The sequence below is a fragment of the Candidatus Hydrogenedentota bacterium genome, assembly GCA_035416745.1.
Lineage (GTDB): Bacteria > Hydrogenedentota > Hydrogenedentia > Hydrogenedentales > SLHB01 > UBA2224.
In genome coordinates this window covers 81993-88169 of the sequence record DAOLNV010000011.1, presented here as the reverse complement: position 1 = coordinate 88169, position 6177 = coordinate 81993, and the positions used below count along the sequence as shown (strand labels likewise).

Sequence of the window (6177 nt, the reverse complement as noted above, 5' to 3'; positions counted from 1 at the left end):
CCTCAAGTGCTACGCTCTGTTCTTCGAAATGGAAAAGCAGTCGGGGATCAAAACGTACTACGCCTAGAATCTGCTCCCTGTGACTGCGTTCATTTGTCTGGACACCGTCATTTCGGTAGAATCAGGGTTTTGCGGGGCAAACCTCCTGGAGTTGCGCGGACATGGCAGGAACCGACGACGGATACATCAACTTCTTCGAAATCCTTGGCCTGAATGAAGATGCCAAGCCGGGCGAGGTGCGCAAGGTGTACCGCAGGCGCATGAAGGAGCTCGTCGGCGAGATCGCGCGGGTCGAGATTACCCAGCAGCGGCGCGCACACTATCTCCTTGAAATGGCACAGCTTAACGCGGCGCTCCTGGTGCTGCGCGAGAACGATACACGCGAGGCCTACTGGTCCGAACGCCAGGCACTCATCGAGCTCGAGCAGAAATGGCGGGACGCCGTCGCGGCAAACGATGCCGAGGCGGATATCTTTCGGCGGCAGTATGATGGCCGCCTGCAGGCGTTCTTGAGCAAGTATTGCGAGGAGTGGATGCTGTCGGCGGGACAGGACAAGGAGTGCGTCGAGAACAGCAACTGGGATGCCGCCCACACGCGGCACGCTTCGCGCATCCTCCGGTTCTACCGGAACGACCTCTACCAGAAGATTCTGGAGCGCCTGCCCTACGCCGAGGTTACGCCGCCGTCCGTTGATTGGGATGAGCGGCGCAAATTCGTCGCCGCGGCCCTGAATGAAAGGACCTGAACCGTGCTGGGACGCAACCGTCAGTCCGTCACTCAAGAGAAGACCGTGGACATGGACCTCGCCGCCAAGGCCTTCGCGAAGGCGGTCCACGACGGCGATATCGTGAATCTCCGGTTTCTCTTCGGTCCGTTCTCGCCGGCGCGGACAACGTCCCCTGAGCAGTTCGAGACCGAGAAGTACGCCTATCTGAGACCGGACGGCGAGCAGGAACGGGAGCGGGAATTCCAGAACGCCCTCGACCTGGTCCGTTCGCGCGCGGTCTGGCCGCATATCGAGAACGAACTGAAGATGATGCGCCCGCCCCAGCTGCCGTACGAGCTGGTTCTGATGCTGGGCGACAACGCCTTGCGCCAGGAGAAGTACACGAGCGCGGCCCAGGCGTATGAGATGCTCCGTATCCGGGGGCGCATGCAGGAGCTGGTTCTCGAGGAAGCGGACGCGAACCTTGACAAAAGCGACATTCGGAAGGCCGTGCGCGGCTACGTCGCCGCGTCGGGCCTCGAATACGATTACGCGGCATTTCCCGAGCCTTTGCCCAAGACCCCTGACTACCAGATGCGCGCACTCGTTTTGCACGGGGACTATCCCCAGCGGCCCGAAGACTGTCTGCCGTTGCAGGAGACATCAAGCTTCGTGCAGACGGCGTTGGGTTACCTGTTGTTGAGCAATGACATCGCCGTGCGCCTCGAAAACCGGCCCCTTGACCTGCGCGTCCCTTTTCTCAAGGAGATGGTTGATTCACGCGATCCCGAGTGGCACGAGTTTGTGCACCGATACCGGGAAGCCCTCGACCTGAAACGTGAGTTCTCCGAGCGCATCAAGCGGGCCATCGCCGCCCGGGCCGAGGACCAGAACGCGGCGGCGAGCAGCCTTGCGGGAGAGATCGACGAGACCCTGGGCGCCAATCCGCGCCAAATCCCCGCCGTGCTGCTGGGGCGCGAGATCGAGAATGGCGAGTGGTGGCAATACCTGAAAGAGCTGGCTTTCTTGCACCCCGCCGGAATCCTGTTTGTGTCGCGGCAGTTCATCGGAGAGGTTGAGATTATCGTGCCGGTCTATCGTGAGGATTCGCCCGTCGTAAAGGCTTTGGGCTTGGTTCCGGGTAAGGCCGCTTAGCAGGACCGCCGCCGAACGCCGGGCGGCACGCGCGCGCCGGGCGCTGCATGCACTTGCCCGGCGGCGGGTTATGCCCAGAAGCCAGCTCACAGGCCATCATGTCGCGGTCTGCGGCGACTAAGCATCAGACAATAAAAGAACCCATGCAACCGGACATGACACCGCGGTGGGTTCCGGGAGATAGTTGCAGAACGCGTTGAGGGATGGTAGATTTCGAGGAGCGGCAAGATACGCCGCGGAATCGGGAAAAGCGTGAAAGAAGAGGAAAGAATAGAAACCCCGACAGGGGACGCGCCGCCGGGAAACGAGACGGAAAAGCGCGAAAGAAGCCGCCAGGAAGCCAAACGTGAAGTCATCGAGTTCGTGAAGATGGTGGCGGTCTTCCTGGTGCTTTTCCTGGTGTTGCGCGAGTTTGTTATCGAGGGATATGAAGTCGAGGGGCCCTCGATGGAGCCCACCCTGCGCGAAAACGAGCGCATCCTGGTCTTCAAACTGGGCCAGCATTGGCCGTTTTCCCTGGTGTTGGCCCCCGACACCGGCGATATCGTGGTGTTCGACAGTCCCGATGACCGCGGGAAACGTTACGTGAAACGCGTGATCGTTGTGGGGCCCGAGGAAGGCGGCACCAATACCGTCCGCGCGGGGAACGAGGCTGAGCCCGAAAACGCCGTACGCCTGCGGCTTCGGGAAACAGCCATCTATGTGAATGACCGGAGAATTGACCAGGCCTATATCAGCGAAGAAGCCCTCTCCAACGAACCCGACCGCGAAATCCTCGTAGGGCCTGACGAATACTTCGTGATGGGCGACAATCGAAACATCAGCAAAGACAGCCGGAATTTCGGAACGGTCAGCGGGGACCTGGTCATCGGCCAGGCGCTCCTGCGTTTCTGGCCGCTCAGCCGTTTCGGCCTCATCAAATGAAAACTATTGTTGTTTCGGACGCCCACCTCACCGTGGCCCCGGGCGGCCGGGAGAACATGGAACTCCTGGCGGCCTTCTTGCGCGGTCTCGACCCCAGTGACGTCTCCCGCGTTATTGTTCTGGGCGACCTGTTCGATTTCTGGTTCGAATACAAGCACGTCATTTTCTCCGGGTATTTCGACGTGTTGCGCGCGTTCGCCAGTCTTCGCGACGCCGGGGTTGAACTGCTTTTTGTCTGCGGCAATCACGATTTCTGGGCTGGCCGGTTTCTCAAACAGTATCTTGGGTTCACCGTGTATCCGGACCCCGTGACGCTCGATATCGACGGCCAGCGCGTGCACTTGGCCCACGGGGACGGGATCAACCCTGACGATTGGCGCTACCATCTCTACAAACGCGTTGCGCGGTGGCGCGTGGCCGTCTGGGCGTTTCGTCTGCTCCATCCCGATTGGGCCATGGCCATCGCGCAGGGCGTTTCGAAGGGAAGCCGCACCATGTTCAGTCCCTCGGATCCCAGCAAGGGGTCTGAAGTGGGCCCGTTGCGCTCGTACGCGGAACGCGTGCTGGCTTCGGGCGAGGCCGACGTGGTGTTATGCGCCCATTCCCATCATCCCGTTGAAGAACACTTTCCCACGCCGGACGGACAGGGGCTCTACATCAATACCGGAGACTGGCTGTGGCACCACACGTATGTGGTGGGCGAAGACGGCTCGTACCGCCTCGAGTCATTTCAAGGCCACAGCACATGGCCGAGGTAAAAACACAGTCCCCCAAACGCGATCAACAGCAGGGTGTACAGGAGTTTCGCGCCGCGCTTTTTTGAAAACGCCTTGATCCGCCGTCCCGTAACGGTCGTGAGACTCGGCATAATGTCGGCAACGATGACTGTGATATTGTCTTTGCCTCCGTTGTCGTTGGCGATATTGATGAGACGGTGTGCAATTTCCGCGGGGCTCGCGTTTCGCTTGAATTCTTCGGTGATCTCCGCGTCCTTGACCATGTTCACGAGACCGTCCGTGCACAGCAACAGCATATCGCCCGGCAGAATATCCCAGATATAATCGTCGATCTCGACCTGGGGATGAGTGCCCACGCTCCGCGTCAGGATGTACTTGCGCGAGTCGGACTCGGCCTCGGCCTTCGACATCAGCCCGGCTTTCACCTGCTCGTCCACCCACGAATGGTCTACGGTGCGATAGATGAGATCGCCGTCGCGAAACAGATAACACCGCGAGTCGCCCACGTTGGCGATGTACACCTTCTTGGGCGTCACCAGACTGGCAAGAAGGGTCGTACCCATGGGACGGCCGGTCTTCACGAGGTCCTGGTTGGTTTTGTGGACATTATCGTTGGCGCGAATGATGTATTGCTTGAGAAGGGTAAGCTGCCCCTTGTCTTCCTGGCCTTCGATCGGGGCGGGGGGCGACTCTTTGAGAACATCTTTCACGACCGAGACGGTCAGCTTGCTCGCGATTTCTCCCGCCACATGCCCACCAAGCCCATCGGCAACACAAAGCAGTGCCCCCTCGCGAAAAAGCCGCAAGCCCGGCGTGTCCTCACGGAAAACGCCGTAATAATCTTCGTTCGTGCGTTTGCGGCGCCCGACATCTGTCTGTGCCGCAATATCGATGCGCATGAGGGTGAACTCCCTGACTCTAAACGCGAAAGTACCAGATTTCTTGCGCAATCTGCAACTCCGCACTGCACGAAACAGCCCCGTGGGAGGCCTCGTTTCCCCGCTGCCATACTATAATGCCCTAAAGGGGCAGGATCCGTGCGAGAGACGGCAGGGCGGTGTGCTGTTCTTGCTGTGTAGGCGTCTATCTGCGCATTTAACGAAAACCGCATATTCTGAAGGCCGTAGCAGGGGGAATCAGTTGACAGCCTCCCGCCCGCGCGATAGAATTCTAAGGGTACGTAGGCGCGATATGGAACAGGGGCAATGAAGCGGTTCAGTTTCAATACTTTCCTTGCGGCCGATGGCAATCGCGCGGCTCTGGATATCTGCAAGCGCATTGCGGACTTGCAGCCGGCCGGGCCCATGCCGGTGTTGTTGCTCGGCGAAGAGGGATGCGGGAAGACCCACCTGCTCTATTCGATCTGGAAACGGGTGAAGGCCTCCTCGCCGCGCACCTCTCTGGCGGTGATCACGGCGCGGGAGTTCCGGCGCGAGGTGCGCGACCTGATCGGCGATCCTTCGCCCGTCGAAAAAGCCGAATCGGCCATCCTGCTCATCGACCAGCTCGAACTCTTTGACGATTTGCTCGAAGAACTCGAGGCGGTGGTGCGGATTTTTCTCGACAATCACCACTATGTCATGCTGGCCAGCAATGTGCATCCGCGGCGTCTTAAGGCGCTTCCTCAAGGGCTGCGCGACATGATCGCCTCGGGCCAGACCGTCGAAATCCGGGTGCGCGAGGGTGAAACCCAGCTCGAGATCCTCAAGCGCGAAATGCGCCGCGAAAGTCAGGCGGTCATCGAGAAGCAGCATCTCGAGATCGAGCGGTTGCGCGAGTTGCTCGAGCGTGTCGGTGCGGCAGAAAAAGACGCCGGAGAGGCCCCGAGTCTCGACATGGCCCTCGAACAGGAGCGCGCGAAAACCGCGGAACTGGCAAGACAACTCGAGGAGGCTACAGCGTCCGCCCGCAGTCTCAAAGATGAGGTTGCTTCGCTGGAGGACCGCCTGCGCTCGAGTCAGGACCAGCAACAAGCGCCCGCAAACGAGGTGACGCGCCTCGAGGAAACCGTTGCCCAAGTACGAGAGGAACTCGATGCTGCCCGGGTAGACGGCGACAATCTTCGCAGGGAACTGCAACGCCGCGGGGATGCCGAGGAACAGGTCGAGCACCTGCGGACTGCGCTCGAGACCGCGCAATCGGAAAAAGAACGTGTTCTTGCCGATACCGTGACGGCCCAGGAAGACGAGCGGCGCCGCTTCGAAGAGGAGAGGGCAGCCTTTCAACAGCAACTCCATGCCGCGCACCAGGAATCGGCCCAGGCGCGGTACGAAGCGAACATGCTGGTCGAGCGCGCTGAAAAACTGGTGTCGCAGATCGAAACCAACCAGATACGGTTTCGCGAGACCGAGCAAGAGCAGCGGCGGCAGATCCGGGAACTCGAAGCGTTGTTGGCGGCCGGGCCGGTATCCGAAGAGCAGGGTGCGCTCATCGCCGGCCTGCAAGAACAGTTGCAGACGGCGGAAGAGCAGCTCGAAAGCGCGAAGAGACAGTTCGAGCAGGAACGCCACGAACTGGCAGACCGGCTCGCGCGCAACGAGGAGCATCTCCAGCAAGAGATGTCGCGGCTGCTCGGCCAAGCCGACGAGGCCCGCCGTACACTCGAACAGGCCTTGTCGGAGAGCGCTCAACTCAAGGAGGCGTTCAATGCCGCC

At 60.4% G+C, this 6177-nt stretch carries 6 protein-coding genes; 5 read left to right on the top strand and 1 reads right to left on the bottom strand.

Annotation, left to right across the window (positions count from 1 at the left end; all coding sequences use genetic code 11):
* Positions 1 to 161: 161 nt before the first annotated feature.
* From PLJ71_06245 to PLJ71_06230, 4 genes are all read left to right on the top strand, one after another.
* The gene (locus PLJ71_06245) at positions 162 to 746 is read left to right on the top strand and encodes a hypothetical protein (protein ID HQM48270.1); all 585 of its coding nucleotides are present in this window, start codon (positions 162 to 164) and stop codon (positions 744 to 746) included.
* Positions 747 to 749: 3 nt separating this feature from the next.
* Positions 750 to 1862 carry a hypothetical protein gene (locus PLJ71_06240; protein ID HQM48269.1) on the top strand — a complete coding sequence of 371 codons (1113 nt, stop codon included), beginning with the start codon at positions 750 to 752 and terminating at the stop codon, positions 1860 to 1862.
* 252 nt (positions 1863 to 2114) lie between these two features.
* A complete protein-coding gene (lepB, locus tag PLJ71_06235; protein ID HQM48268.1) occupies positions 2115 to 2786 on the top strand; it encodes a signal peptidase I in 672 nt (223 codons plus the stop codon).
* A complete protein-coding gene (locus tag PLJ71_06230; protein HQM48267.1) occupies positions 2783 to 3544 on the top strand; it encodes a UDP-2,3-diacylglucosamine diphosphatase in 762 nt (253 codons plus the stop codon). Before lepB ends, PLJ71_06230 begins: the two co-directional genes overlap by 4 nt.
* On the opposite strand, the gene PLJ71_06225 is transcribed toward PLJ71_06230, so the two are convergent.
* Complete coding sequence (locus tag PLJ71_06225; protein HQM48266.1) at positions 3517 to 4422, bottom strand: protein phosphatase 2C domain-containing protein; 906 nt, start codon at positions 4420 to 4422, stop codon at positions 3517 to 3519. The two genes, PLJ71_06230 and PLJ71_06225, sit on opposite strands and share 28 nt — an antisense overlap.
* A gap of 306 nt (positions 4423 to 4728) precedes the next feature.
* On the opposite strand from PLJ71_06225, the gene PLJ71_06220 reads away from it, so the two are divergent.
* The coding region (locus PLJ71_06220) for a DnaA/Hda family protein (protein ID HQM48265.1) at positions 4729 to 6177 on the top strand (1449 nt) is incomplete at its 3' end.

What these genes read in the sequence shown, in the direction of transcription:
- PLJ71_06225 (HQM48266.1), bottom strand. Translation starts at nt 4,422, where the DNA reads ATGCGCATCGATATTGCGGCACAGACAGATGTCGGGCGCCGCAAACGC.
- PLJ71_06230 (HQM48267.1), top strand. Translation starts at nt 2,783, where the DNA reads ATGAAAACTATTGTTGTTTCGGACGCCCACCTCACCGTGGCCCCGGGC.
- PLJ71_06245 (HQM48270.1), top strand. Translation starts at nt 162, where the DNA reads ATGGCAGGAACCGACGACGGATACATCAACTTCTTCGAAATCCTTGGC.